We start from the raw sequence: 26,313 nt of genomic DNA, 5'->3' as shown, positions 1-26,313 counted from the left end.
CGAGAATATAGAAGCCTCTTCAAAGGATCAGTCTCATCAACAGACCATATATGGACGGCCCAACCAAATATGGTTTCTTCCCTACCGGTGGCTTCCTTTTTCATTAATCCCAATATGATTCAGCTCATTAGCAACTGACTGCAACGCTTTGCTTGCTGCTGTTATCATAGCTATCGACCAAATATGGTCGGCTATCTTTCTATCACGCCAATCAAGAAATAGTATTTTATTTAATATATTTTAAAAATCAATATGTTACATAGTATAATTAATTTAATTATCTAAAGGCACAACAAATGCAATACATCGTTTTTATAATATCTAGATTTCTAAAGCAATAACGGATAAGGCGAGAACGCTATTGGAAAAGGAGTTGGAGCATGTCAAAGCGGTTTTTCGTTGGTCTCGACATGGGATCATCTCGGACAAAGGTTGCGCTCCTCAATGCCGATCGGCAACTGGTCGGTTACGCGGTTAAGAAGTCGGGAACCGATTTCGCCGCAACCGCCAAGGCCTGCTTGGATGTTGCACTCGATATGGCCGGAGGAACCCGGAAGGAGATCGCCGGCGCCGTTTCTACCGGTTACGGTCGGACCAACGTCTCATTTATCACCGATAGGAGCAAGACAGAAATCGGCTGCCTAGCCAAAGGGTGTTACCACTATTTTCCCCAAGCGATCACCATCATCGACATCGGTGGCCAGGACAACAAGGTCATTAACCTTGATGCTGCTGGCCGACGCGGTAGTTTCAAAATGAACCGCAAGTGCGCGGCCGGAACCGGCGCCTTCCTCGAGGAGATGGCAGGGCGTCTCGATCTGCAGTTGGAAGAGATGAACGCCTTAGCCCAACAATCACGGGAGATGATCAAGCTCGGGAGTTTCTGTACGGTTTTCTCCGCCACGGAAGTTCTGGAAAGCATCCGGCACGGCAAGAAGGTGAGCGACATCGTCAAGGGGATCTTTTATTCGGTGATCCGACGCGTGCTGGAGATGGACGCTCTAACCGAGCAGGTGACAATGACCGGAGGGGTGGTGGAGCACAACCCTTATCTGGTCGAGATGGCCCAGGAAATGATTGAGCGGCCGGTGCTAGTTCCTGATTTCCCGCAGCTGGCCGGCGCGGTCGGCGCGGCACTGTATGCCGTTGAGGGAGAAGGAGATCCTCCGACTGAACCTGGGTGGGGAGGCGCGAAACTTATCTGGGCATTGCAATGAAATTGTGCCTTTTGAACATCAATTGTCGAGTCATTATCCGCAAGCAAGAGAACGGTTTCAATTCAAGAAATTCGTATCACTTCATGGCGTGCCCAGGTTACGGGGCGCGCTTACACAGGGGGAAACAATGATGGATGACAAAAAAACGGTCAGAAAGAAGATTCAGACCACCGACCAGATGAACAAGATCATGGCCGATTACTTTTACGGCCTGAACCAGGCGGCCACAACTGGAAGTCAGAAGGTCGCCTGGTGTACGAGCGTCGGACCCGTGGAGTTGCTGAGGGCGATGGGATTCGTGGTGTACTTCCCTGAAAACCACGCGGCCATGCTCGGCGCCACGCGGACTTCCAACGAGGTGATACCAACAGCGACCGCCATCGGCTACTCCCCGGATATCTGCTCCTACCTGACCTCAGACATCGGTGCCTATCTCAAGGGGATCACACCGCTTTCCAAGGCCTACCCCGGCATCAAGAGCGTACCCAAACCGGACGTCCTGGTCTACAACACGAACCAATGCAGAGACGTTCAGGACTGGTTCGCCTGGTACTCCAGAACGCTCGGCGTCCCATGCATCGGCGTTTCCTCCCCCAAATGCATAAGCGACGTGACCGCCGCCCATATCGACGATGTCACCCGCCAGATAGAGGCGCTGATCCCCACCCTTGTCTCGATCTCCGAGCAGAAGCTGGACTTGGCCCGGCTCAGGGAGGTGGTCTCCCTCTCCAGGCAGTGCACCGACATCTGGAAGGAGGTACTGGAGACGGCGACCGCCTCGCCGGCGCCGCTCACCTTCTTCGACAGCGCCATTCACATGGGGCCGGCCGTGGTCCTGCGCGGGACCCGGGAGGCAGTGGCCTATTACCGGCTGCTCCTTTCCGAGATGAAGGAGCGGATTGGCTCCGGAATCGCTGCGGTAGATGGGGAGAGGCTGCGGCTTTTCTGGGAAGGGCTGCCGGTCTGGGGCCGTCTACGCCAGCACTCGGAGATCTTTGCCGGCTTTAAGGCGAACATCGTTGCATCCTCCTACGGCAGCAGTTGGATTTTCCCGGCGCTCGACCCAGACGATCCGATCCGGAGCATGGCCAAGGCTTACCTCGAACTCTTCATCGTCCGCGCCGACGTTTACAAGGAAAAGCACCTCCAGGAAATGCTGGAAAAGTTCCGGGTCGACGGGATCATCTTCCACGACTCCAAGACCTGTCCCCACAACGCGAACACACACTACGGCCTCCCCCAGCGACTGGAGATGAAAACCGGGATACCCGCCCTGGTGATCTCCGGCGATGTCACTGACATGCGCTGCATCTCGGACGAACAGACCAAGACCAACATCGAGGCCTTCATAGAGCAGCTTGAGGAGGGGAAATAACATGCTGGATCCACTCTTTAAGCCGAAAGCGATCGCCATCATTGGCGCCTCCACCAAAGAGCTTTCCATCGGCAACGTCATCATAAAAAACCTGCAACATTACGGCTACACGGGAAAGATCTATCCCATCAACCCGACTGCGCCAGAGGTGCGCGGGCTCAAGGCCTACCGATCGCTGGAGGAGGTCCCGGGGCCGATCGATCTGGCCCATGTGATCATCCCGAGCACGCAGGTCCCCCAGGCCATTGTCGATTGCGGCGCCAAGGGGGTCAAGGCGGTGATCATCAACTCGGCCGGCTTTTCTGAACTGGGGGAGGAAGGGGACCGACTCCAGAGGGAGTTCCTGGGAAACGCCAAGGAGTACGGGGTTCGACTCTTCGGCCCCAACTGCCAGGGGATCATCAACTCCGATCCAACCTTCAAGGCCTACTGCAACTTCACCTACACCTATCCCAAGCCGGGCGGCATCTCTGTAGTGGCCTTGAGCGGCGGGGTCGGCTCCATCATTATGCAGGCCCTTTTCGACCTTGGGATCGGCATGCGCCTCTACGCCTCCAATGGCAATGCTTGCGACGTCTCCATCTCGGAGGTGGTGAGCTATTACGGCTCTGACCCGGGGACCAAGGCCATTCTCCTCTATACCGAAGGGTTTGCCAACCCGAGGGCATTCCTTGAGGCGGCCAAACAGGTGGCGCCCCGAAAGCCGATCCTTGCCATGAAAGCGGGGCGTACCGAGCAGGGGGCCAAGGCAGCCTCCTCCCACACCGGCTCCTTTGCCGGAGTCGACATCGCCACCGAGCTCATCTTCGAGAAAACCGGGATACTCTCCTTCTCGGACGAGGAGGAAATGGTGCGCGCCGCCATGGCCTTCGAGACCCAGCCGATCCCCGCCGGGAACCGTGTGGGGGTGATCACCAATACCGGCGGCCCTGCGGTCATCGCCACTGACGTGCTGGTGACGTGCGGGCTGAACGTCCCGCGCCTGTCTGATGCCTCCATCGCTAAGCTGAAGGAGGCTCTGCTCCCTGAGGCGGCGCTGGAAAATCCGATAGACGTGGTGGCAACCGCGAGCAGCAAGCACTTCCGGGCCGCCCTTGACGTGCTGATGGCGGAGGAGGGTATAGATAGCGTCTTCATGAACTTCGTAACCGCCCCCTTTGCCGATACCCATGCCATAGCGCAGGAGATCGTCGAGGTGAGCCGTCAGGGGAAGAAGCCGATCGTCTGCAACTTCATGACCAACCTGGTGCTGGAAAATTTCCAGGTCACCAACCAGATTCTCCGAGAGGGGGGAGTCCCCTGCTACACCAACCCGAGCGCCGCCGCAAGGGCGCTCGGGTCGCTGGCAAGGTACGGCAGGCTTAAGAGAAGGGATATCGGGGTTCCCGAAAGCTTCAGCGACGTGAATCCTGCCAAAGCCAAGCAGATCGTGGACGGTGCGCAGCGAGAGGGACGCAGCGTTCTCACTGCCGCCGAGGTTTACGGCATCTTCGGGGCCTACAGCGTCCCGGTCGCCGAATGGAGAATTGTGGAGACTGCGGTCGAGGCGGTCGTTGCCGCCGAATTGATCGGTTTCCCGGTGGTGGTGAAGGTGGACTGCGAGGAGATCGACCACAAGAGCGATATGGGCGGGGTGGCTGTGAATCTGAAGGACGCTACCGCCGTCCGTGCCGCGGTGGAGGATATGCAGCTGCGGCTCGGCTGCTACGGTGGCCTCAAGTTCTTCGTGCAGAAATTCCTTCCCGGGGGGCGCGAGCTGATCGTCGGTGCCACCGCAGAGCGGAAACTGGGGCATCTGGTGATGTTCGGGCTGGGAGGGATCTACGTCGAGGTCCTGAAAGACGTAGTGTTCAAAATCGCCCCCGTGACCCGGGTGGAAGCCCAGGAGATGCTGGCCGGGATCAAGGCCGCGGCCCTGCTTGATGGGGTGCGGGGTGACAAGGGGATCGACAAGGAAAGGGTTCTGAAGCTGATCCAGCGCGTCTCCATGCTCCTCACCGACCTCCCTATGATCAAGGAGATTGACCTGAACCCGATCCTCGCCTTCTCCGACTCAGTCTATGCAGTCGACGGGAGAATCAGGATCTAAGGAGAGGCAAAGATATTCCCCTTTGCGAAGTAGGGGGCAAGCGAGCAAGGAAGATCCTGACACCGCTGCAGACTCTGATCCCAGAGTAAAAGACCTCGATTAGTCCGTCTCCGTTGCTGGGATGCGGGGAGAAGCTGTGGTCTGAGTTCAGCGGCCATCTGCCGCTGTGGCGCCTCTCCTGTCCTCCTCCCGCAAGGAGTGGTGGAAGGGGGGCAAGGGGTTCCATCGAACGACTCTTCATCGAATGAGAAAGGAGAAAAAAGTGACCGCTACACTGACGCTCAAAAAAACCAAAGACTGGCGGGAGATATACGCTTCACGAGTGACTACCGCCGACGACGCCGTCAAGGAGGTGACCTCCGGCGACCGCCTTTTCCTGACCGGGAACGCCTCGGTACCGGCGCAGCTTTTGGAGGCCCTGGTGAAACGCGCGCCGAACCTCAAGAACGTCGAAATTTGCCAGGCGGTAACCATCTGCCCGTCGGACTACGCTGCGCCCGAAATGGACGGGCACCTCCGGATCAACTCCATGTTTATCAGCCCCAACGTCCGTCCGGCCATTCACGACGGGCGCGCCGATTTCACCCCGGTCCTTCTCTCGGAGTTCCCCCTGTTGTTCAAAAACGGCCATCTTCCGCTCGACGTGGCCATCATCAACGTAGCCCCCCCTGACGACAAGGGGTTCTGCTCGCTGGGGACGGAGGCGGGGCTCGCCCTTACGGCCGCCGAGTCGGCCAAGAAAGTGATTGCCCAGGTGAACTCGCTGGTGCCGCGGACCCTTGGGGATACCTTCCTCCACGTCTCACGGATGACAAAGATCATCGAGGCTGACGGAGTCCTCCCGGAAAGGCACATGGGAGAGGAGGGGGACCCGGAGGTCGTCGAGCAGCTGGCACGGCACATTGCGGAGCTGATCCCGGACGGCGCCACCATGCAGATGGGGATCGGCTCGCTTCCCGACGCGGTGTTGAAGCATCTCTTCAAGAAGAAGGATCTGGGGATACATTCGGAACTGATCTCCGACGGGGTGATAGATCTGGTCGACGCGGGGGTAGTGAACTGCTCTCACAAGACCCTCCACAAGGGGAAGATCGTCTGCGGCTTCCTACTCGGGACCAGGCGCCTCTACGACTGGGCCCACAACAACCCGATGATCGAGATGCACCGGACTGAGCATATCAACGACCCGTTCGTGATCATGCAAAACGACCGGATGGTCTCGATTAACGCCGCGATCGAGGTCGATTTCACCGGGCAGATCTGTGCCGACAGCATCGGCCCCAAGCTCTACTCCGCGGTTGGGGGCCAGCTCGACTTCGTCTACGGCGCCTCCCGGTCCAAGGGGGGACTCTCGGTCATCACCATGCCGAGCACGACCAAGATGAAAGACGGAACGGTGGTGAGCCGGATCGTTCCCCTTCTGAAACATGGATCCGGGGTGGTGACCAGCCGCAACCACGTCCGGTACGTGGTGACCGAGTACGGCGTTGCGGACCTGTACGCGAAGACGATTCGCCAGCGCTGCCAGGCGCTCATCAATATCGCGCACCCGAAGTTCCGGGCGGAACTGAAGGAGCGGGGAAAGGAGCTGAAATACCTGTAACCGCCCTTATTCTCCGGCGGGAAGGAAAGCTTCGGCGGCCAAGGCTGCAACGTAAAGCCATATCTAGGGGGAGTGTCATCTATGAAAAGAATAATTTCTGGAAACGAATCAATCGCTTTGAGTTTTGGCGATGCCGGCGGCGTTTTCGCCTCCGGTTATCCCGGGACGCCAAGCACCGAGGTACTGGAGGAAATGGCGCGTCTGGGAGCGGTCTACTGCGAGTGGGCTCCCAACGAGAAGGTCGGTTTCGAATCAGCCATGGGCGCCTCCATAGCCGGAGGCAGGGCGCTCGCCACCATGAAGCACGTCGGCGTCAATGTCGCCGCCGACGCGCTGATGAGCTTTTCTTACACCGGGGTCGGCGCGGGTTTCATCGTCATGGTGGCGGACGACCCAGGACAGCACTCGTCCCAGAACGAGCAGGACAGCCGCAACTACGCAAAGTTCGCCAAGGTCCCGATGTTAGATCCTTCCGACTCGCAGGAGACATACGACTTCGTGCGTACGGGGCTGGAGCTCTCCGAGCAGTTCGACACGCCGGTCTTCCTGCGCATGACCACCCGAACCGCCCATGCCAAAGGGTACGTCGAGCAGAGGGAGAAAATAACCCCTAAAGTCGGCGAGTGGGTTAAGAACGTTCCCAAGAACGTCATGCTCCCCAACTACGGCAAGATCAAGCACATTCAGGTCGAGGAACGTCTTCTCAAGCTGAAGGAGTACGCCGAGACGACCCCCCTGAACCGTGTTGAGATGAGGGGAACCGAAATCGGGATTCTCACCTCCGGCGTAGCCTATCAGCACGTCCGCGAGGCATTCCCCGACGCCTCGGTGCTCAAGCTCGGTCTGGTCCACCCGCTCCCGGAGGAGATGATCCGTGAGTTTGCCGGTAAGGTGCAAAGGTTCATGATCATCGAGGAGATGGACGCCATCTTCGAGGAGCAGATCAGGGCAATGGGGATCCGGATCGATCTGGGGAAAGGACCGATCTCTTACTGCCTGGAGGTCGATTCCGAGATCATCCGGAAGGCGGCCGGCGAGAAGGAGACCTCCGCGATGGCGCCGGTTCAGAACCTCCCGCAGCGTCCCCCAATCTTCTGCCCCGGTTGTGCCCATCGCGGTCTCTTCTCGATCCTCGCCAAACTAAAGGTCTTCGTCTCCGGCGACATCGGCTGCTACACGCTGGGAGCGCTTCCACCGATCGGCGCGATGCATACCTGCATCTGCATGGGGGCGAGTATCAGCGCGGCTCACGGCATGGCCAAGGTGAACGCCGTAGCCGGGAGGGCGGAGAAGCCGGTGGCTGTCCTTGGGGACTCAACCTTTTTCCACTCCGGCATGACCGGTCTTCTGAGCTTGGTCTACAACAACGGCAACGCCCTGGTCATCGTCATGGACAATCGGACCACCGGCATGACCGGCGGACAAGAGAACCCAGGGAGCGGCCAGGTACTGACGGGGAATCCGGCCAAGCAGGTGAACATTATGGAACTGGCGAAGGTGATGGGGGTCGAAAACGTCGTGGAGATCAACTCCTACGACCTGGTGGCTACCGAGGAGGCCATCAAGAAGGGGCTGGAGACCCCGGGCCCATACGTCCTGGTGGACCGGAACCCCTGCATTCTCCGCTACCGGGTGAAAAACCCGCCGCTCAAGGTGAACTCCGAGACGTGCACCGGGTGCCGAGCCTGCCTCAAGGCCGCCTGCGTGGCTCTGGGTCTCAGAGATTGCGGGGACAAACCGAAGGTCGCAATCGACCCAAATATCTGCAACGGATGCGGAGTCTGTTCTCAGCTTTGCAAATTCGACGCGATGTCCAAAGGTTAAGGAGCGGAGGGAACTATGAACATCTTCAATATCGTTATCTCTGGAGTCGGCGGGCAGGGGGTCCTCCTGGCCTCCAAGGTCTTTGCCGAAAGCGCACTCGCCAGCGGCCTGGACGCCAAACAAAACGAAGTGCACGGCATGGCCCAGCGCGGCGGGAGCGTCATCTCCTTCGTCCGGATCGGGGACAAGGTCTACTCCCCCGCCGTGATTGCCGGCACCGCAGACCTCCTCATCGCCTTCGAGCCTCTGGAGGCATTGCGGTACGTCCACTTCCTCAAGCCGGGCGGGAGGCTCGTCTACAACACGGGGACCATCAACCCGAGTACAGTCGCCTCCGGGATGGCCGTCTACCCGAAGGATGTTGAGGAGCAGATCGCGCGCTGCTGCACTAACTCCCACGCCATCGATGCCCTCTCCATTGCCAACAAGGCGGGGGACGTCAGGGCGGTCAACATGGTCATGGTCGGCTCCGTCATCAAAAACGTCCCGCTCGATGCAAAGGTGATCGATGGGGTGGTCAAGACGCTCTCAAAGGGGAAAGGCGTTGAGGTGAACCTGAGCGCCCTACGCGGCGGCGCTGCGGGCTGATCCAGAAGCGGGTGGCGTGATGCCGCCTGCAACCTCCATCATACTTACAGGAGCGCACGCTATGAAAGAACCATCCAGCTATAAACCGAAAAAATTTGCCGTGATCGGCGCCGGCCCCGTCGGCGGGGTGGTCGCCGCCTTCCTTGCTAAGGGTGGATACCAGGTCACCCTCTGCGACGTAATCCCCGCTCTGCTGGAGCCGGCCCTGAACCCCGGGATTATCATTAACGGGGCCGACAACCTGCAGGGGTGCGTGGCAAAGGTGACCACCCGGATTGACGATCTTATCAACGACCCCCCCGACGTCGTCATCGTCACCGTGAAGGCCACCGCGCTCCCCGTGGTCGCCTCCGCCCTGGAGGGTGTTATCGGCGAAGGGCGCTATGTCGTCAGCTGGCAAAACGGCATCGACACCGAGCTTGAGCTGGCCCAAAAGCTCGGGGCCAGGCACGTCATGCGGGGGATCGTCAACTACGGCTGTATGCCGCTCAGTCCCTGCCATGTCAAGGTGGCGTTCCACCACCGGCCTAACTATCTCCAGGAACTCGACCCGTATTCGGCGGAGGCCGCCGTTGCTATCTGCAAGGCATTCACCGACTGCGGGCTCGACACGCTCCATACCGACCGGATCGGGGACATGGTCTGGCGCAAGACAGTGCTCAACTCCTGCATGATGGCAATTTGCGCAGTGACCGGCAACACCATCGTCGAGACGGTGAAGGACCCGGTCCTCTTCGAGCTGGTTGACGCCATGATCAGGGAGGGGATCGCGGTGGCCCGGGCTAGCGAATTTATCCTCGGCACCGGCTTCTACTCCTACAGCCTTAACTACATCAAGAACGCAGGAAACATGAAGCCGTCCATGCTGCAGGACATCGAGGCGGGGCGTCGAACCGAGATCGACTATATCAACGGGAAGATTGTGGAATACGGCACGCAGGTCGGCGTTCCCACTCCGTACAATAGCATGATCCGCGGCTTGGTCAAGGCGATCGAGGCCAAAGCCGCAGGAAACGGCTGGCGGCACCCCGGAAACGAAAAGCCTTCATGAGGCAATCCTGAAGGGAGGGATGAGACAACCCTGTAGGAGTGAGCCTTCTTGCCGCGATGACAGCTGGACGCGGCATGAATGCTGCTCCAACAAATGTCTCACCTGCATTGGCAGGTTCGAGGTTCAATGGGAAAGTCAGTCCAACAAACGGACGGGAGGTCTACGATGAAAAGGTGTATCGCGGGCGCAGTTTTGGGAATGATGGCGATTTTTCTCTATGGCACTGCTTTTGCCGCCGGCACGATCAAAATCGGTGGATTGTTTGCCGTAACCGGTCCAGCCTCCTTTCTTGGGGACCCCGGTAAGAAGACCTTCGACATGCTGGTGAAGAGGATCAACGACAGCGGCGGTATAGACGGCATGAGGCTCGAGGCCGTCAGCTACGACACCGGCGGTGACGCCACCAAAGCGGTCCAGCTCGCCACCAAACTGATCAAGGACGACAAGGTGAGCGTCATCCTTGGCCCGACCACCACCGGCGAAAGTATGGCGGTCATCCCCGTGGCGGAGAGGGAGAAGGTCCCGATGATATCCTGCGGCGCCAGCATCAAGATCATTGACCCGGTGAAGCGCTGGGTCTTCAAGACCCCGGCCAACGACCATGTAGCGGTGGAGAAGATCCTGAACTACATGGCCGCAAAGAGTCAGAAGACCATCGCCCTTCTGACTGTCACCGACGGGTTCGGCGCCTCCGGCCGAGAACAGCTCAAGGCGATGGCCACCCAGAAAGGGTTCCGCATCGTGGCAGACGAGCTCTATGGTCCCAAAGACACCGACATGACCGCGCAGCTCACCAAGATCCGGGGCATCAAGCCGGACGCCATCATCTGCTGGGGGACCAACCCCGGTCCTGCCGTGATCACGAGGAACATCAGGCAGCTCGGCATCAAAATCCCTCTCTACATGAGCCATGGCGTCGCCTCCAAAAAGTACATCCAACTGGCAGGCGCAGACGCCGCCGAAGGGGTGATCCTTCCAGCAGGGAAGCTGGCGATCTACGAAGTCCTTCCCAAGTCGGACCCCCAGGCGAGTCTCCTTAGGGAGTACGATCTCGGTTACCGTAAGGCGTTCCACGACGAGGCATCAACCTTCGGCGGTTACGCCTATGACGCCTTTATGCTCATCGCCAACGCCATCAAAAGGTACGGCCATACGCCTGAACAGATCAGAAGCGGCATTGAACACGCTAGCAAGGTGGTGAGCGTCTCTGGCATCTTCAACATGTCCCCTAGGGACCACAACGGTCTCGACCACTCTGCCTTCGAAATGGTTCGCATCACCAAAGGGGATTGGGCCATCGCCAGATAAGCCACCCATCGATCCCATTTTAGCCGGGAGCCGGCAGATCACGGCAATCTGCCGGCTTCCTTTGAGCTGAACCTGTCGCTGGCTTCACCGATCGGGGGTACCTCATGCAGTTTGAGATGCTTCAGTACACGCTGTCCGGCCTGTCTAGCGGGGCAATCTATGCCCTGATCGGCATCGGGTTTTCCATCATCTACAACGCCACCGGCATCATCAACTTTGCTCAGGGTGAGTTCGTCATGCTGGGAGGGATGCTGAAGGTCTTTCCCCTGGAGCTGGTCAAACTCCCGATCTGGCTGGCGATAACCTGCGCCGTGGCCGCCTCCCCCCTGGCAGCTTTGCTTTTCGAACGCCTCACCATAAGGCCGCTCCGTCGCCCTTCCGCCATCAACATGATCATCATCACCATCGGCGGCAGCATTCTGATCCGCGGGCTGGCCATGCTGCTATGGGGGAAGGACACCCACAAAGAGGAGAGACCAAATGGAGATTAGACTTCTTGGCCATAGTATGCTCCGGATCAAGACTGAAAAAGGTAAGGTCATCGTCGTCGACCCTTGGATCGCGGGAAACCCTACATGCCCGAAGGAGTGGCAGACACCCCAGAAGTGGGAGGACGTGGATTTGGTGCTCTGTTCACATGCGCACTTTGATCATAGTCTGGGCTTTAAGGAGCTGCTGAAGGCGAACAGACGGGTGATGGGCGTGGTCCAGTACGAGCACTTCTTAAAAGAGTTTGCAGGGCGGGCATCCAATGTATTTCCCCTCAATTTTGGCGGCACCTACTCGCTTCTCAACGGCATCCGGGTGACGCTCGTCGCTGCCAACCACAGCTCTAGCTTCGGAGAGGAGCGCTCTTTCGAGTCGGCCGGGGTCCCCGCCGGCTTCGTCATCCGGCTGGAGAATGGGTACACCATCTACGTCTCGGGCGATACTTCTTATACCTCTGAGATGGAAACCCTCATCAAGCCCCTCTACAAGCCCGACCTTGCCGTACTCTCGACCGGGGACATTTTTACCATGGGGCCTGCCGAGGGAGCCTTTGCTGCCAAGGCCCTTGGAGTCAAGCACGCTATCCCGTATCACTGGTTCCCGAATCCGGAGGACGCCGCAGACCCCGAGGGAATGAGAGGTCTCATCCAGAGATTTCCTCCTCTAAACTTCATGTTGGAGCGTCACAGGGACTTTGCCTTGGAGCTCGCCCATTATTCCGGAATCGAAGCCGTGATACTGAGGGCTGGCGAGTCCTTCACGCCGCCCGCCAGAGCGGCGGTGGAATCACCCCTTTCGCCTTAGCCTTCGAAGCGCGCCTAAGCGTCACTACCTGAGGCAGTGAGGTCGGCTGATGTTGTGGTGAGCAAAGGCTGTTCTAATAGGGCAGCTCTGGCAGTAGCCCGTAAGCTGGTAGAGTTTCTTCTGGCAATAGACCGCCGTGGTACAGAATTCGAGATCAGGACGCAAGCTGCCTAACGGCACTGATCATAATCATAACATTGATGTCGTGACGATCTTTCCGCCAGGCCTTGCTTGATCGTGGACTGCACGAGCACAATAACTGCTGCGTGCCCTCTTTGGTGTTTCAAGGCTGGCGGATTGGCCCAAACTCAAACTTCCGTAAGGGGACATCCCCTAAGACAGCACATGGATGTCTGGTCGCCAGATCGGTCGACCCACTGCCAGAAGTACAAAAAACGCCGGTATGAAGGGTCTCAGAATAACCACCGGAAGAATTCCGTGAGGTGAAGGGAAACCTCCGCTTTCTCATTGACTCTACTTATCATGGATGTCCATTATTGACAGCCGCCATCAACGGAATAGCATCATTTTTTGTGTAACTTACCCTTCTGCGATCGGGCTCTTCCGATGCCAACGGTACCACCTCCCGCATCGACACCATGGAATGGGCCGCCAGCCGTTGATACAGCATGGTCCCCTTCGACTTCCAAAGTATCTCTTCTTCTTTCAGGGGACGGATCTCCTTTGCAGGCACCCCCGCAATCAGCATGTTCGCACCTGCCGACATACCCGACTTCACGAACGACATCGCGGCAACAAAGGAGTTCTCTCCAATGACCGCGCGGTCCATCACGACGGAGTTCATGCCGATCAGTGCGTTCCTCCCGATAGTACAGCCATGCAATATCGCTCCGTGACCCACATGGCAGTTTTCCTCCAGGAGTACATCCACCTCGGGAAACGAATGAATCACGCACGTGTCCTGAATGTTCGACCCTGCGCCGATCATGATGCGGCCCAGGTCCCCCCTCAGGCAGGCGCACGGTCCGATGTAGCAACGGGGACCGATTATCACGTCGCCGATGATGACGGCATCCGGATGCACGAATGACGTCGGGTCGATCACAGGTATAACCCCATCCATTTCATATACTTTGGCCATTCTCATCCCCTCCCCGGAAAATAAAGTAGCCCTATTCCCCCGGCAATGCCAGAGAAATAGGGCTACGATGAAATGTTTTGTACTGCCGTTCGGTCGGGTTATGTGCCCAGCATCAGCATGGCCCGTTTGGTGAGGGAGACTCGCAGGCGGAGGCTCCCGGTCAACCTCCTACTTCAACTGCTCCAGCATCTCTTCGACAGATCCGATGACATACTTTGACACGTCCCGGGCCTTGGGGTTGCGGGGGTCGCTCCAGTCGTAGAATCCTTTTCCGCTGCTTGCGCCGTACTCTCCGTTCTTCACCATGCGCATGAGCGTCAGGGGCGGATACATGCGGGGATCGTTGGACGCCTGATACATCTGGAGTGCGACCCGCAGCATGGTGGGAGCAGTGACGAAATCATGCAGTTTGAAGGTTCCCTGGGGGTGCCCCAAGCTGGTGTTCAAGCCGGTGTCCCCGTCTTCAACCGTGATCTTCCCCTGCTCCAGCAGCCGCACCGCATCCAGCATCTGGGGCACAAGCAGACGGTTTACCCAAAAACCCGGAATGTTCGGCGCCAGGAACGGGGCCTTATTCATGCCGAGCAGCGTCTGGCGCGTGAACTCAATCGTCTCGCTGCTCGTCTTGGCTCCCGGTACCACCTCTACGCCCGGCATCAGCGGTACCGGGTTCATGCCGTGGGTGACTATCGAGCGTTCCGGTCGGCCGCCAGCCTGAGCCATAGGGTCGATGTCGAGGCTGCTGCTGTTCGACCAGAACACCACAGATTCCGGAAGCTGCGGCAAGTACTCGGCAAGCACGGAACACTTCAGCTTCAAGTCCTCGTAGATCACCTCCAAAAATACGTCGCAACCTTTGGCTGCATCGATAAACGCGCCTTTATCATTGTGGATACAAATCTTCCCAATGGCATTTGATACAAAGTGGTCATCGTGCTTGAACTTCTTGGCAACTGTGACAGCAAGCTTCTCACAGCCAGCGGCAGTACCGGCGAGTGTCTGAGCGCTTGCATCGTAGCAGTGTACGTCGTGTCCGCTCATTGCACATTGCGTAATCCAACCGCGCCCCATAATTCCTGTACCCAGAATGGCAAATTTCATATTCATCCTCCTCCAGTGATTTAGATAACCCAGTGTCTTGTGACTAAGAGCTTGTCCGTAAATAAGCTTTGCGATCCCGCAACCCGTCTTCAGAGCATCTTTGCCCCGGCCTCAGTCATAAAATCCTCGACATAGCCCTGCTATGCCTGCAGTTTTGCTCAATCGGCCAAGTCAAATCTGCCCCAAAGCCGGACGCGCTCTTCGCGGCAGTTATTTACGGACAAGCTCTAAAGCGCCTGATCGTGAGTTCCCTGCTGTCATGAAACCAAATTAATAATTTGGTACCATAATACTTCTTTTTTCATGCACAACTCCCCTGCAAACGGCAGCTCAGATATACAGTATTCGCTTTTAGCAAGGCACATGCCAACGATTGCCGGCAGCACATGACGATATGCGCGGACCCTGTACAGATGTGGCTAACAGTTAGAATCAAAAGGTTTTTAGGGGGATGGCCAGGCAGATAGCCGGCTGGTCATTCAATGAGGAGGCAGGTACCGGAACTGCAACTACGACTCCTGCGTGAAACAAGTTTGCACTTGCCGGGAGATAATCGGAGAATTTACGGCGTTTCTTTTCAACTGTACAAATTGGGATGGAAAGATATTTTCACTTCTGTGACCGCTTTTCCAGCCCGAACGCCTTGATTTTTGCCCGCAACGTCGGGCGCGAGATCTGCAGGGCTTGACAAGTTTTGCCCAAGCTCCAGTTGTAGGACTCGAGCGCAAACAAGATGTAGTCACGCTCGGCTTCCGCCAGCGGTTTTACGGACCGCTCTATCGAGGGCCGGTACTGGTCGCCGTCGAGTGCCAATGCAATGTCCTCTTCGGACAGAACCGTCGACTTGGACATCAAGGCGGCGCGGGTCAAGGTGTTCTCCAGCTCTCGTACATTGCCCGGCCAATCGCGCCTCATCAATTCGCCAATCGCCTCATTTGAAAGGGTTCGGGACCGTAACGCAGAACGTGCCGCTACCTTTTCCAGTAAGAACTGCGCTAGCTCTGGAATGTCGGAACGCCGGTCCCTCAACGGCGGCATATGGATGGTTATGACCTTAAGTCTGAAGTAGAGATCCTCGCGGAATTTCCCTTCCGCAACCATGGCCATCAGATCTCTATTCGTGGCCGCGATGATCCTGGCGTTCGACTGGATGGGAGTAACGCCGCCGACGCGCACGAACTGGCCTTCCTGCAGAAAGCGCAGCAATCGGCTCTGCAGATGGAGCGGAAGTTCGCCGATTTCGTCGAAAAAGACTGTCCCATCGCCGGTGAGCTCGATGCGTCCGGCGTGGGTGCGGTCGGCTCCGGTGAATGCCCCCTTTTCGTAGCCGAACAGCTCGCTCTCCACAAGCGACGGCGCAAGGGTCGAGCAGTCCATCACGGTAAAGGGCTTATTGCTCCAGGGACTGTTGCGGTGGATCACCTGGGCAACCATGTCCTTTCCGGTGCCACTCTCCCCCTGTACCAGCACAGTGGCCCGCGCCCCGGACGCCAAGGCTATTTTCTTGAACACCTCCTTCATTGCCTTGCTCTTGCCTACCAGGTGCAGCGTGCCCACTGCCAAGGTCGGCTGTTTCGGCGACTCATCGGCAACAGCCGCAGGAGAGGCCATCCGCACCGCAAGCAGTCGTTTGAGAACGTTATCCATCTCATCGATATCTATCGGCTTGTGCAGATAGTCGAATGCGCCCGACTTGATCGCCTGGATGGTGCTCTCCATGTCCTGGTGGGCGGTGATCATGATGACCTCGGTTTCAGGGACCCGGGACCGGAGTTCCTTCAGGACCTCCAACCCGTCAATGTCGGGCAGCCGGATATCGAGGACCACCAGGTCAGGTCGGACCTTCCTGGCCAGCGCAATCCCTTTCCTCCCATTCGGCGCGGTGTGGACTTTCCATGCTCGTAGTTGGAAGAAAACCTCCATGGATTGGAGGATCGAGGGCTGATCGTCAATAACGAGAACCGAGTCTGCCATGCTCATTGCTCCAGGGGCAACCGCAGGCAGACATTAAGCCCTCGCGGCCGCCGGAGGCTCACGTCCACCGCTCCGCCGTGCGCCTCAACGATTTTTTTTACGTTGTCCAACCCCAGGCCAATGCGCCGATTCCGCTTCTCATCGAAGTAATACGGCAGGAGTTCTTTGGGAATGCCCGGTCCATTGTCAGCCACACATATCCGTCCCCAGTGCCGACCCCGGAACTCCATCAGGCCGGAGGAAACGTAGATATGTCCCCCCCTTGGCACTGCTTCGATTGCGTTGAAAAGAAGGTTCACCAGCGTCTGCTCGATGCGGTGGGGGTCCATCCTCAGCTGATCCAGCTCCGGGCTCAGCCGCAGCGAGGCGCGTACCTCCTTGTGGGCCATGCGGGACCGCAGCGCTTCCACGCAATCCTTTATGAACGGCCGCAGAAGCACAGTTTCCCGGTTAAGGCGAAACGGCCGTGCGAGATCCATCATCTCCAACACCGACCGCTCGATGCTCTCCACCTCCTTTTGCGAGATTTCGATCAGCCGATGGTAGGTGGGATTATCTTTGAGTTCAGCCGCAAGCATCTGCACGTTCATCTTGATGGCCGTCAAAGGATTGCGGATGTCATGCGCCAGCGAGGCCGCCTGCTGGGCCAAAGCATTAAGCATCTCCGCCTCTCTCGTCTTTTGCTCCAGCTCCCTGCGTTCACTGATATCTCTGCAGATGCCGAGGTTTGCCGCCTTCCCCTCGTAGAAAGAGAACTTGGCGAGCGTCTCGGTCGGCAGTTTTCTGCCATCAGGATGCAGTCGGAAATATTCCACAAGGCTGGACGCCTGGTTGGTTCGATTTTGCTCGTACGAACGTTCCACATCCGCTCTCGATTCCGGGGCAACGAGCTCGAGAAACGGCATCCCCACTATCCCCTTCATCGTACGGCCGTGCATGCCGCAAAATGCATTATTCGCATACACAATGATTCCTTCATGCAGGACGTAATAGCCGTCACGAATATCCTCCACAAGTGCCTTGTACTTGCTCTCGGACTCCGACAATTCGCGTGTTCTCTTCCTGACCTCGTTCTCGAGCACAACGGTCTGCTGCCGCATGTATTCTTCATGAAGCCCCTGGAAAAAATCGCTGAATTTCCCAACAGTCTGCGAGATGCAGGTACCCAGTCGAAAGATGGCTTCGTCACGCTCTTCGTCTCGCGCTTCCCTGATAAGTATTGGCGCGACCACCTGTTGATACATCATAAAGGCTTTTTGCACATCAGACAGCTTGAACCCCTGAGAGAGCCTCCTTCGCGCAATAAACGTGATAAAGGCGTCGAGATCGTCCCAAGCCCCTCCGTCGAGGACCAGGCGAAACGCAACTGTTGCCTGATTCACCAGCGGCCGTAGATCCGCCTCTGGTTCACGACAATAGGGACTCGACCTGTCAGTAAGCAGTCTGTGGACCCACGCGTCGAGGATCTCAGCGTGGTGCTCGCCCAGGGCTTTAAAAACGTCCATTGCAACCTCCGCTGTCAGATCCTCTACCCGACTTCCGCGACATCTTTTGGGCATTGAGAGGGACTGTGAAAGGAACTTTCCATGAACCTCGACACAATTAACCGAATATCCATCCCCTGGGATCAATAACAATGTTATGGAAAATTTTCAATGCCCACAAGAGGTATCGTTGAAAACTTTTTTCCATAACCCGCCCAAAAACGCTAAAAACAACCACTGTTTTTGTGGCATGGCACTTGCTATTCACCGTATATGCGAGCAATTAACCGGCCGTACGTCATTATCACAATGGAACAGACAGGGAGGACACAATATGATAGAAAATGGTTTTACTTTTTGGCCAAAAGATTCCGCTCAGCGGTACCGGGATGCCGGCTACTGGCAAGACCAAACGATCAGCGAACTGCTCGCAGATCGCTTTGAACGCTTCGCGGACAGGACCGCACTTATCTCCGAAGATGGGGCACGCTATTCCTATGCCGATCTGGACCGCCTGTCCACACGCCTGGCACTGCATTTCAATCGGCTGAGGCTCCGACCTTACGATCGGGTCATACACCAGATCCCCAACGGCCCCGTATGCGTCCTGACGTTTCTCGGGCTGCTCAAAGCTGGCGCCGTCCCCGTAATGACACTGCCTCCCCACCGGGAAGCAGAGATCGGTCACTTTGCCAAGCTGTCCGGAGCGCGCGGGTACGCCATAGCGAGTCAGGTACGGGAGTTCGATTTCCAGGAGCTTGCCGGCATTGTGCAGGAAGAGTGTCCTGACATGCAATTGGTTATGGTAACCGGGGGCACTCCCCGCCCCGGTTACCAGTCAATCGATGCCATGCTGCGCGACCCGATCGAGGAACGAACCGACACCGGAGTCCTGCCGCAACCCGACCCGGATCTCCCGGCCGTTCTGCTGCTTTCCGGGGGAACCACGGGGATTCCGAAACTCATACCGAGGACCCACAACGACTACGCATACAACTTTCTTCGCTGTGCCGAAGTATGCGGGCTTGACGAGGCGACCTCCATGCTCGTCGCCATTCCGCAGGCGCACAATTTCGCGCTTGCCTGCCCGGGGCTTTTGGGCGTTCTTTCCACCGGCGGTTGCGAACTCCTGTCGGCAAATACGACCACTGAGCACCTCATGGGGTTGATCGAACGGCACCGGTTAACACATTTCGTTGCGGTGCCGACCATGATTCTCGCCCTCCTCAACCACCCTGACCGACACAAATACGATCTCTCTTCCCTGCGGATGATCCTCACCGGCGGCTCCAAACTCAACCCGGAAGTAGCCCTGCGCCTGCGCCCCGAACTGGGATGCGAAGTGCAGCAGGTGCTGGGGATGGCGGAAGGCCCTCTCTACTGGACACGCCTGGACGATCCGGACGACATACGGCTCCTCACCCAGGGGCGACCCCAGTCCCCGGGAGACGAGTTCCGGATCGTGGATCCCGTAACCAACCAGGATGTGGCGCCCGGCGAGAGAGGCGAGCTCTGGTGTCGGGGACCACACACGATCCGGGGCTACTACCGTGCGGATGAATATAACTCCAAGGCCTTCAGCCCCGACGGATTCTACAAGTCCGGCGACCTGGTCCGGCTGCACCCGAGCGGCAATGTCGTTGTGGAGGGACGAAACAAGGACTGCATCAATCGCGGCGGCGAAAAGATCAGCGCCGAAGAGGTCGAGAATCACATCCTTGCCCACCCCGCGGTGCTCAACTGTGGAGTGGTGGCTATGCCAGATCCTCTCATGGGAGAGAAGGGCTGTGCCTATGTCGTCCTTATGCCCGAGTCGTCATTGACCCTCGATGGCTTGTGCGAATTCCTGACCACGGAAAGGAAGATCGCCCGGTACAAGCTCCCTGAGCGGTTGGAGATCGTCGCGACCCTGGCCCTCACCAATGTAGGCAAGATAAACAAAAAGGCCTTACGCGAAGATGTCGCTTCAAAGATGGTGATGCAGTGAGATCGGGAAAACGTACTCGTCAAAACAACAAGTCGGGAGGACTAAACATGACAGGACAAATGCAGTCTACACCTACTCCAAGTGGATTGACCGTCGCCCAATGGTGCGACAGGCTGACGTTCAACCGATTTCACGCCCTCGTCATGGCGCTCGCCGGCATGATCCTCGTGTTCGACGGTTACGACGCGCAGATCATAGCCTATGTGATGCCGCAGCTGATCAAGGAATGGCATCTGACCCCCCTGGTCGCTGGGTCCATGGCATCCTACGGCTTTGTCGGTCTCATGATCGGCGCAGCCGCCTTTGGCACTTATGCCGACAGGATAGGCCGAAAAAAGGGGCTGATGATTGCCCTGACCATCTTCTCCGTGTTCAGCGGAGCAGCCTTTTGGGCGCCAAACTTCCAGGTCTTCTGCATTCTCAGATTTCTCGCCGGCCTGGGAATGGGCGGCGCCATGCCCCTGACGATCACGCTAGTCACTGAATTCGCCCCAGCCAAGATTCGGGGTAAAGCAGTGAGTATAATGTTCGCAGGATTTACTCTGGGGTGGGCAGTGGCGGCTCTGGTCGCCATGATCGTGATCCCCCTCTTGGGATGGCGGATGGTTCTTCTCTTCGGGTTTTTGCCGATTCTCATTCTTCCGGTACTGAAGGCGTCCCTGCCAGAATCTGTACGCTTTTGGCATCAAAAGGCCGTTACGAGGACGCGGTCCTTGAAGTTCGGCAAATGGAAAAGGCAGCCGGACTGTCCCCGGCGGAATGGACCAAAGAGTCCTTCCAAATGAGCTCAGGTCAGCCCCATGGAAGATTGGGACAACTCTTCACTTCCAAGCTCGCTTTCATGATGGTGCTCATATGGGTCACATATTTTCTGAATCTCCTGGTCGTCTACGGACTCGCTACCTGGCTGCCTTCGCTACTCGTGAAGGCTGGATTCTCCCTGGTTAAAAGTTACAGTTTCGGCATGATTCAAGCCATGGGTGCCACTGTCGGTGGATTCTTCCTCGGCTGGATGATGGACCGGTTCGGCCGAAAGAGCGCGCTCGTATTTGCATACATGGCAGGGGGAATCGTCATCGCACTGTTCGGCATGGTGTCGAGTAACGCCGTCTTGTACCTTGTCGGTGCAGCGACCGGTGTGTTCGTGATCGGAGCCCAGATCGCCCAGCATGTAGTGACTGGCGAACTCTATCCGACGAACGTCCGATCTACCGGGGTGGGCTGGGCACTCACAGCTGGGCGGCTCGGCTCGATTGCAGGGCCACTCCTCGGCGGAGCGCTCCAAATGGCTGGCTTTACGTTCACCGAGTACTTCCTGGTATTCGCAGTCCCGAGCATCCTTTGCGCCGGACTGGTTTTGCTGTACCGGATCAATGTGAGGGACGAAGGACTCGAAACCGTCCATGAAAGACTTACCTCGGCGGAAGCATAGTTGGGACCCGAAGCCCTTGATACCGACCATGCCAGCCCCATGATGAATAATGTTCGGCCTGCCGTCCCGGGGGATACCTTGACGGCCCGGTCGGAACTGATTCACCTGGGTCGGCGCATGGCAAGCATCACCGTCACAATCCTCGACCAGAACCAGAAGCTGGTTGCCCACGGTACTGTTAGCCTGATGGTCCAGTAGGAGTTATGGCCACTGAAAACTGCAAAAGGCACTCGGTCTGAACCGGGTGCCTTTTACTTTATGAACGGCAATCAAACCTCCAGCCTGGGTCGGAATTCCACTCCGTTCACATTAAGGGAGTAAGCGGGCAGTACTCAAAGACAGTTTTCGGAGCCGCGATTAGGAAAGCCCTTCTTTACCTTTAAGGGACTGCAGCAAGTAGAGAAGAGCCGGGTTCTTGTTGCCCGGCAACCAGGTGGCTGTGATGAATATTGGTTCGATCTCGTCATTTAAAGGGATAAAAACAACATTCGGATGGGGCAGATTGGCAACGTCGGTCGGCAGCAAAGAAATCCCTTTTCCTAAACCGATCATCCCCAGGATTTCTATGATTGATAGGTGGCCGGGGTTTGTGGGACGGCCTGGTGGGTGAATAAGCAATGACCCATCGGAAACGCGGTGGAGTTCAGGGGCGATCTTCCTGGTTTTGCTGCAATCGTTCCATACGGTAGGCGATCTGCGATCGTGTCAGACCAAGGGCCCTTGCCGCAGCCGAAAGGTTGCCCTTGGCTTTTTCCACTGCTGCCTTGACCACCCTTGCTTCAATCTGGTCCAGGGTTATGGCGCCGGATAAAATCGCCTCACAGACATCGTTCCCCGGATCGAGGCTTTTGGCACCAAGACTGCCATCTCGATCCAGGCCAAGTTCCATGGCCTGATCGTCGTTATAGGACGAAAAGACCTGGTCCACTTCAATGCGCGTGCCGCTTTGGGCGAGAATGACGGCGCGTTCAATCATGTTTTGCAGTTCGCGGACGTTACCGGGCCATTGATAGGCAAGAAGCGCCCGCTTTGCCTTGTCGGTGAAGCCGCGCAGCTTCTTGCCGCGCACTGCGGAGTATTTCTCCATGAAGTGCTCGGCCAGGGGCAACACGTCCTCTTTCCTTTCCCTGAGCGGAGGAATGTTGATCTGGAAGGCATTGAGCCGATAGTAGAGATCCGATCGGAATTTCCCCTCCTTGACCAAAAGACGCAGGTCGATGTTGGTCGCTGCCACCAGCCGCACATTTACCTTGCGGGTCTTGTGGTCACCCAGCCGTTCGATCTCTCCTTCCTGCAACACGCGCAACAGCTTCGCCTGCGCCGGAAGCGGGAGGTCGCCGATCTCGTCGAGAAAAAGCGTGCCGCCGTTTGCCCGCTCGAAGCGTCCGGGTCGGGAGGAAACGGCTCCGGTGTAAGCGCCCTTCTCTACGCCGAAAAGCTCGGATTCCACCAGATCGTGGGGGATGGCGGCGCAGTTGATGGCGACGAACGGTGCATCGCAGCGGACGCTCATGTCATGCAAAGAGCGGGCAAAGACTTCCTTGCCGACGCCGGTCTCTCCCAGGAGCAATACCGAAATCGTGCTATCCTCCGCTGCCTGCGTCAGGAGCCCGTAGGCTGCACAGAATCCCTTGGAAACGCTTACAAGGTGAGAGGGAAGCTTTTCATTTTCGGTGATGGCTGAACGGAGCTGGATGACCTGAGTCTGCAGGTCAATGAGTTGCTCGGCAATGGACACCCGGTTGAAGAGGCGCGTGTATTCGGCCGCGTCTTCCCATTCCTCTATCGGCTTGCCGATGATGCGACAGCAGTTATCGCCCTTCCCAACACATTCGACCTCCTTGTACAGAATGGGGCGCCCGAAAAAGGCCGACGCATAACCGCAGGCATAACCGACTTGACTCCAGCAAACCGGTTCAGACTGGATTCCGTACTGTCGTTGATGCCACTGGCCTTCCCAGGAGTTTTCCCAAAGGTCCTCAGCATAGAACTTGTTCGTGACGGGGTCGTACTCCAGCTTGAGGGGGGTGCTCTTGACGATCCCTTCCAGCGTGTGAAACTGAGGGCCCTTTGTGAAATCTTCGATGCTGTTCGCGCTTTGGCCACAGGTGCGAATGACCTCGACATCGCGCACGCCCGACGCATAGCCCATGCGGATGAGAATTCCTTTTGCGCGGTCAATGCCGAGGGTCTCGATCAACTCCTCGCGGAGTGCTGCCTGTGCGTCCGCATGAACCAGGAGCATGCGGTGCTCGTGCAGCCAAATCTGACCAGTCCCTGCACAGAAATGGACCAGCGAGTGCAGATCAGAATCGTTCTCCTGGTTGGCTGTTCTTTTTGTGCTTTGTTGCATGGCTGTGGTCGCCCCTTGTCAGGCCCATCATGGTTGCTTACCGACATTAAAACACAAAATCAAAACATAGTTTATCAAACCAAGCATTGAAAACATATGAAAATTTAAAGGACTGAACGTTACAAGTCCGAAGTGTTTTAATCGTTTACGATCGTCACGAACTAGAATTATATAACAATATCACAAATCTCATACAAGCAGAAAAAGTGAACCCCATCCTTTTAATCCCCTGACAAAGCAGCAGATCCCTTGCCACAACAATGGCAATCAACGGCAATTTCAGCCCCCCCACCAGCCCCATCCCGCCCACATCACAGCAGCATTTCATAAAATTCTCAAAAAGGACACGCGGTCGACACGACTTTTCATAAAAATATCAATCCTGACTGTGGCGCAACAACGACACTCGGGCTATCAGGAGCACTGCACATACCGGATCAGCCAGCTAACCTACTGAAATAACAACAGCGCGCATTATAATCCCACAATGAAGCATGATTACAACCTTGTTTGGCATATCACATGCTCATTAACGAACAGATTGCTGAATTTCATAAAACCAACAACAAGCCGCTACCAAGGCATGCAACCGCAAACAAATAATGCATTAAATTTATAAAGTTACAAACAAATAGCGCCAAGCAACAGAAACGCCAGCAGCAAGACACAGACAAAACATTATCTCAAAATAAGCATCGATAAGAATTTGCTTATCCATAAAGCTCTGCTCATGTTTGTAAATTAATAACCCAAGAGGTGAACAATGGGAACAGACGAAAAGCATACGGGTTACAGGTGGTTCGTATTGGCGGCGGGATGTCTGGCAATTTGCTCGATCTACATCGACATGATCGCCTATGCTCCCATTCTCGGGGATATCGCAAAGAAGCTGCATGTCGAAATGGGCGCAGCCACCAACCTGATGATGGGGTTTGTGTTGTCCATTGCCTGCGTACTCATCTGGGGCGGGGTTGTCTGCGACAAGTTCGGCATAACCGTTGCCTTTGTCCTGGGTCTTCTCTGCTCCACCGTGCCGACCGCGCTCATCCCCTGGATCGGTGACAACTTTACGGCAGTAATGGCAGCCCGCCTGGTTCAGGGCGCATCGGTGGGTTTCGTCTTCGCCACGATCGGTCCGATCCTTGCCCTCTGGTTCCCTCCCGAAGAGCACGGCATGGCCAGTGGCCTACTGATCGGTTCCATTTCTCTCGGCTGTGCGATCGGCGTCTTTGCATCCCCCACCATTCTCGGGATGACGGGAAGTTGGGAGAAAACGGTCTTCACGCTCGGAACTCCGGGCTGGGCGGCAATCCTTCTCGCCATTGTGGTAACCAGAAAAAGCCCGCCAAATCTCGTCATGCAGGAAGCACAGTCTCCATCCGCACCCGCCAGGGATGAGATGAGTTTCCTGGGAGCCCTTGCCTGTCCCATCACCTGGTTGGGTTCTCTCATAGTCTTTTGCAACGCCTGGGCAATGTACTGCCTGTATAACCTGGTCCCGCCTTACCTGGCCGCAGATGCGCCGATGGGGCTCGGACTCGGAGCGGCAATGTCCGGCAGGCTGTCGATTGCGGTGACGATCATCGGCCTGTTTGCCACGATCGTCGGCGGGATCTTCTTCGACAAAATCGCCAAAGGGAATTCGAGACTGGCCGCCATAATCGGCTTTCTGATCTCCGCCTGTGTCGTCGTGATTCTGTTGCCGGTCATGTCGAAGAGCATCGTCGTCCTGGCGCTGTGCCTCCTGATATCCGGCTGGGGAATCCCCTTCATGGGCCCATCGCTCAGTGCCTACATCGCCATGAATTATCCGCCCGGCATCGTCGGCAGAATGATCGGCTGGTGGTTCGGTTTCGGCACCTTCGGCGGTGCTGCCGGTCTGTATATCGGGGGGATGACGATCGGCAGGACCGGGAATTTCTCTGTCGCCATCAGCATGATCTCTGTGGCGTCCATCCTTGGCGCCCTGCTGTCCCTGCTGCTGAAGAGGAAGCAGCCTGCCCTGTCCTGAATGCCCGGTGCGGGCCGATCGAATCGTGCAACAGACTGAGGAGAAGAGCATGGGTAACCACAGCGCTAAGTATCAGGTAAAGATTCTGGGGGTCGAGGACTATCAGGCCCTGGTGGCCTGCCAGAGCGCCTGTCCCCTGGCGACCGATACCAAGCGGTACGTACGGGCCATCACCGAAGGGGAGTACGAGAAGGCCTACCTCATCGCCCGCCAGACCAACCCCCTGGTCTCCGTCTGCAGCAGGGTCTGCACCGCCCCCTGCGAGAAGAACTGCCGTAAATCCGGTGAGGGGAGCCCGGTGGACATCCGGGCACTGAAGCGCTTTGCCTGCGACCGCCATGGCGTGGCCTCCCCCCGGGCGGTGGCGAAACGGTTCGCTGAGTTCTCGGAGCGGAACGAGTGGGTGAGCGACCGGACCGGCAACCATATCCTGACCATGTCGCGGCTGTTCCAGAAGGCCGCGGAGGCGAAGAAAGGTCCGGCCAAAGCGTCCGTCCGGGTGGCCATCATCGGCTCCGGCC

General features: G+C 57.2%; 21 protein-coding genes and 1 pseudogene. 16 read left to right on the top strand and 6 right to left on the bottom strand.

Annotated features, from left to right (window positions below; all coding sequences use genetic code 11):
- The first annotated feature begins 380 nt into the window (after positions 1-380).
- From JN12_RS17590 to JN12_RS17545, 10 genes are all read left to right on the top strand, one after another.
- On the top strand, positions 381-1,217 hold the full coding sequence (locus JN12_RS17590; RefSeq protein ID WP_145025185.1) for an acyl-CoA dehydratase activase: 837 nt from the start codon (positions 381-383) through the stop codon (positions 1,215-1,217).
- 127 nt (positions 1,218-1,344) lie between these two features.
- The gene (locus JN12_RS17585) at positions 1,345-2,592 is read left to right on the top strand and encodes a 2-hydroxyacyl-CoA dehydratase subunit D (RefSeq protein ID WP_145025183.1); all 1,248 of its coding nucleotides are present in this window, start codon (positions 1,345-1,347) and stop codon (positions 2,590-2,592) included.
- 1 nt (position 2,593) lies between these two features.
- Complete coding sequence (locus JN12_RS17580) at positions 2,594-4,681, top strand: acetate--CoA ligase family protein (RefSeq protein WP_145025181.1); 2,088 nt, start codon at positions 2,594-2,596, stop codon at positions 4,679-4,681.
- A 262-nt stretch (positions 4,682-4,943) separates the two neighbouring features.
- Positions 4,944-6,284, top strand: coding sequence for an acetyl-CoA hydrolase/transferase family protein (locus JN12_RS17575; RefSeq protein WP_246125912.1), 1,341 nt, complete (start codon positions 4,944-4,946; stop codon positions 6,282-6,284).
- Between the two features lie 81 nt (positions 6,285-6,365).
- Positions 6,366-8,108, top strand: a complete 1,743-nt coding sequence (locus JN12_RS17570; protein WP_145025177.1) for a thiamine pyrophosphate-dependent enzyme — start codon at positions 6,366-6,368, stop codon at positions 8,106-8,108.
- A gap of 15 nt (positions 8,109-8,123) precedes the next feature.
- Positions 8,124-8,696 carry an indolepyruvate oxidoreductase subunit beta gene (locus tag JN12_RS17565; RefSeq protein WP_145025175.1) on the top strand — a complete coding sequence of 191 codons (573 nt, stop codon included), beginning with the start codon at positions 8,124-8,126 and terminating at the stop codon, positions 8,694-8,696.
- 61 nt (positions 8,697-8,757) lie between these two features.
- Positions 8,758-9,747 carry a ketopantoate reductase family protein gene (locus JN12_RS17560; RefSeq protein WP_145025173.1) on the top strand — a complete coding sequence of 330 codons (990 nt, stop codon included), beginning with the start codon at positions 8,758-8,760 and terminating at the stop codon, positions 9,745-9,747.
- 165 nt (positions 9,748-9,912) lie between these two features.
- Positions 9,913-11,055: an ABC transporter substrate-binding protein gene (locus tag JN12_RS17555; protein WP_145025171.1), complete on the top strand. Its 1,143-nt coding sequence runs from the start codon at positions 9,913-9,915 to the stop codon at positions 11,053-11,055.
- Positions 11,056-11,159: 104 nt separating this feature from the next.
- Positions 11,160-11,546 (top strand): branched-chain amino acid ABC transporter permease, encoded by a 387-nt coding sequence (locus tag JN12_RS17550; RefSeq protein ID WP_145025168.1) that lies wholly within the window; start codon positions 11,160-11,162, stop codon positions 11,544-11,546.
- Positions 11,536-12,348, top strand: a complete 813-nt coding sequence (locus JN12_RS17545) for a metal-dependent hydrolase (protein WP_145025166.1) — start codon at positions 11,536-11,538, stop codon at positions 12,346-12,348. Before JN12_RS17550 ends, JN12_RS17545 begins: the two co-directional genes overlap by 11 nt.
- A gap of 481 nt (positions 12,349-12,829) precedes the next feature.
- On the opposite strand, the gene JN12_RS17540 is transcribed toward JN12_RS17545, so the two are convergent.
- The 4 genes from JN12_RS17540 to JN12_RS17525 all read right to left on the bottom strand — a co-directional run bounded on the left by JN12_RS17540 (position 12,830) and on the right by JN12_RS17525 (position 18,030).
- Positions 12,830-13,450: an acyltransferase gene (locus JN12_RS17540; RefSeq protein ID WP_145025164.1), complete on the bottom strand. Its 621-nt coding sequence runs from the start codon at positions 13,448-13,450 to the stop codon at positions 12,830-12,832.
- Between the two features lie 168 nt (positions 13,451-13,618).
- A complete protein-coding gene (locus JN12_RS17535; protein ID WP_170242040.1) occupies positions 13,619-14,551 on the bottom strand; it encodes a 3-hydroxyacyl-CoA dehydrogenase family protein in 933 nt (310 codons plus the stop codon).
- 609 nt (positions 14,552-15,160) lie between these two features.
- The gene (locus tag JN12_RS17530; protein ID WP_145025160.1) at positions 15,161-16,525 is read right to left on the bottom strand and encodes a sigma-54-dependent transcriptional regulator; all 1,365 of its coding nucleotides are present in this window, start codon (positions 16,523-16,525) and stop codon (positions 15,161-15,163) included.
- Between the two features lie 2 nt (positions 16,526-16,527).
- Positions 16,528-18,030, bottom strand: a complete 1,503-nt coding sequence (locus tag JN12_RS17525; protein WP_170242037.1) for an ATP-binding protein — start codon at positions 18,028-18,030, stop codon at positions 16,528-16,530.
- 313 nt (positions 18,031-18,343) lie between these two features.
- Here JN12_RS17525 and JN12_RS17520 point away from each other — a divergent pair, with 313 nt between their 5' ends.
- From JN12_RS17520 to JN12_RS17505, 4 genes are read left to right on the top strand one after another with little or no spacing between them, the layout of a single operon-like run.
- Positions 18,344-19,996 (top strand): (2,3-dihydroxybenzoyl)adenylate synthase, encoded by a 1,653-nt coding sequence (locus tag JN12_RS17520; RefSeq protein WP_145025155.1) that lies wholly within the window; start codon positions 18,344-18,346, stop codon positions 19,994-19,996.
- A gap of 47 nt (positions 19,997-20,043) precedes the next feature.
- A complete protein-coding gene (locus JN12_RS17515) occupies positions 20,044-20,781 on the top strand; it encodes an MFS transporter (protein ID WP_145025153.1) in 738 nt (245 codons plus the stop codon).
- Positions 20,778-21,428, top strand: a complete 651-nt coding sequence (locus JN12_RS17510; protein ID WP_170242035.1) for an MFS transporter — start codon at positions 20,778-20,780, stop codon at positions 21,426-21,428. Before JN12_RS17515 ends, JN12_RS17510 begins: the two co-directional genes overlap by 4 nt.
- Complete coding sequence (locus JN12_RS17505) at positions 21,429-21,626, top strand: PaaI family thioesterase (protein ID WP_246125911.1); 198 nt, start codon at positions 21,429-21,431, stop codon at positions 21,624-21,626.
- Between the two features lie 159 nt (positions 21,627-21,785).
- On the opposite strand, the gene JN12_RS17500 is transcribed toward JN12_RS17505, so the two are convergent.
- Both JN12_RS17500 and JN12_RS17495 read right to left on the bottom strand, forming a co-directional pair.
- Entirely contained in the window at positions 21,786-21,980 is a 195-nt protein-coding gene (locus JN12_RS17500) for a type 2 periplasmic-binding domain-containing protein (RefSeq protein ID WP_145025149.1), read from the bottom strand.
- Positions 21,981-22,071: 91 nt separating this feature from the next.
- Positions 22,072-23,781, bottom strand: a complete 1,710-nt coding sequence (locus tag JN12_RS17495) for a sigma-54-dependent Fis family transcriptional regulator (protein WP_145025147.1) — start codon at positions 23,779-23,781, stop codon at positions 22,072-22,074.
- A 763-nt stretch (positions 23,782-24,544) separates the two neighbouring features.
- Here JN12_RS17495 and JN12_RS17490 point away from each other — a divergent pair.
- On the top strand, positions 24,545-25,792 hold the full coding sequence (locus JN12_RS17490) for an MFS transporter (protein ID WP_145025146.1): 1,248 nt from the start codon (positions 24,545-24,547) through the stop codon (positions 25,790-25,792).
- Between the two features lie 49 nt (positions 25,793-25,841).
- Positions 25,842-26,313 (top strand): annotated as a pseudogene (locus JN12_RS17485) (FAD-dependent oxidoreductase); the annotation flags it as partial.

Origin of the sequence: Geobacter argillaceus (assembly GCF_007830735.1) — a bacterium.
Lineage (GTDB): Bacteria > Desulfobacterota > Desulfuromonadia > Geobacterales > DSM-12255 > Geomobilibacter > Geomobilibacter argillaceus.
Note: the sequence above shows the minus strand (reverse complement) of the source record. Positions and strands in the feature narration are given on the sequence as shown.